The organism is Novosphingobium sp. 11B (genome assembly GCF_054589055.1).
Genome location: NZ_BAAILP010000278.1, coordinates 1 through 1,925, shown reverse-complemented (window position 1 = coordinate 1,925; position 1,925 = coordinate 1). Strand labels below are relative to the sequence as shown.

General features: G+C 66.9%; 2 protein-coding genes. Both read right to left on the bottom strand.

The features are described from left to right. Nucleotides 1-109: 109 nt before the first annotated feature. The gene (locus ACYPYD_RS24070; protein ID WP_036529878.1) at nucleotides 110-1,162 is read right to left on the bottom strand and encodes a LacI family DNA-binding transcriptional regulator; all 1,053 of its coding nucleotides are present in this window, start codon (nucleotides 1,160-1,162) and stop codon (nucleotides 110-112) included. A gap of 190 nt (nucleotides 1,163-1,352) precedes the next feature. Continuing rightward, a partial coding sequence (locus ACYPYD_RS24065; protein WP_459665955.1) for an aldose epimerase family protein occupies nucleotides 1,353-1,925 on the bottom strand: 573 nt, incomplete at its 5' end.

The following is a 1,925-nucleotide window of genomic DNA, read 5'->3' as shown; positions in this document are numbered from 1 at the left end:
AGCGCAGCAATCCAGAGCGGTGTAAGGCTGCCCTGGATTGCTGCCCTGCGCTCGCAATGACGAGGGGTGGTGATGCCTCCGTGCCATCCCGGGCGACGCAGGCCCTCGTTCACCCCTGATGCGGCGCCGCGTCGGACTCGCGCTGGATGAACTCGAAGGGCATCTGCACGTGCGAGGGCGTGAAGGCGCGTTCCTCGCGGCGGCCCCGGATTTCCTCGACCAGCAGTTGCACCGCCATGCGCGACATCTCAGCGATGGGCTGGCGGATCGTGGTCAGTTCAGGCCAGGTGAAAGTCGCCTGCGGGGCATCGTCGAAGCCGACCACGGTGACGTCGCCGGGCACGTCGAAGCCCAGCCGATGCGCGACCGAGACGGTTGCCGCCGCCATGTCGTCGTTGCTGGCGAAGATCGCCGTCGGCGGCTCATCGCGTTCCAGCAGGCGGTGCGCCGCCTCAAGGCCCGAGCGATAAGTGAACAGGCCAGGCAGGACCAACTCCTCGTCGATCGCGATGCCGTTGTCGCTCAGCGCTGCCTGGAATCCCTGGAGGCGCCGCGCCCCGGCGCTCTGGTTGGGGTTGCCCTTGATGAAGCCGATCCGTCGGTGGCCCAGCGCGACGAGGTGGCGCGTCATCGCCTCGGCCGCGCCCAGGTCGTCGATGTTGACCGAGGACAGGTTCTTTGACGGCTTGCCCGATGCCACGATCACCGTCGGCGTGCCGCATTCCAGCAGCAGGTCGAGGATCGCCGTGCTGTCGCACAGCGGCGGCGGCAAAACGACGCCGTCGATGCCGTTGCCGACCAGTCGGCGCACGATGGTGAGCACTTCGTCCTCGTTGTCGCAGAGCTGGACGAGGAGCTGCGCGTTCGACCGGTTCGCCTGATCGAGACTGCCGACCAAAAACTCGTTGATATAGCCGGCGCTGGGGTTGGCGTAGAGCAGGCCGATGCGGACCTCCGCAGCGGCGGCAAGGTTGCGGGCGGCGGCGCTGGGCGAGTAGTTGAGTTCTTCGATCGCCTTGAGCACGCGGACGCGGGTGTCTTCCTTGACGTTGCCCTTGTCGTTCATCACGCGCGAGACCGTCATCAACGAGACTTCGGCCCGCTCGGCCACGTCGGCGATGGTGACGGTGGCGCGGGATCGCCGCGCGGTGCGCCGCCGCAGCCGGGGGCTGGCGCGGTCTGTGGGTTTGTCCTGGGTCGTATCCTGATCTGTCACGCTGGCCTGATCCCCCGTGCGGCGGACCGGGTCGCTACGGAAACCCGCCGCTTACATGTTCAGCCTATTACAATTTTCCTGCAACGCCGCCAGCGATTACGTGCCGGGCGAGCATGAGCCGGTCAATTCGAGCTGGTCAATTCGGAGCAGCGCGGATGACCATGCCCAGACCTGCGCTCTGGCCCGGTTCGAGGACGGCGGTGCCTGCATTGTCGCGACGGTTGAACGCATCGGGCATCTGGCTGGTAGGTTCGATGCAGACGAAATCCTCACCAGGCGGGGCGAAGACATGGACGAACCGCGCGTCGTCTGACCGGAGTTCGACGCCTTGCCATGCGGCGGTGCCGTTCCAGCCGAACCAGCAGTTGTCGGTCAGGGTGTCTGCCCGTGGCACGGCGCCCTGCGCGAAGTTGCCGAAGTGGTCGGCCGGGGCAGGGTGTTCGGGGATCATGCCGGCATTGTTGATCCATACGCCCTCTGCGGCGAACTGCAGCCGGCCGCCCGGTTCGCGCACGAAGTAGGGGTGCTGGCCGAGGCCGCAGGGCATCGCGCGGTCGGACCGGTTGACTACCTCCAGCGTCACATGGAGCGCGCCGTCTTCCAGCAAGAAACTCTGCGTGGCGGACCAGTCCCACGGCCAGTGCTCGTCGGACGAATGAAGGCAGGCCAGCACCGCGCGGTCGGCCTGCTCGTCTTTCACCATCCACGG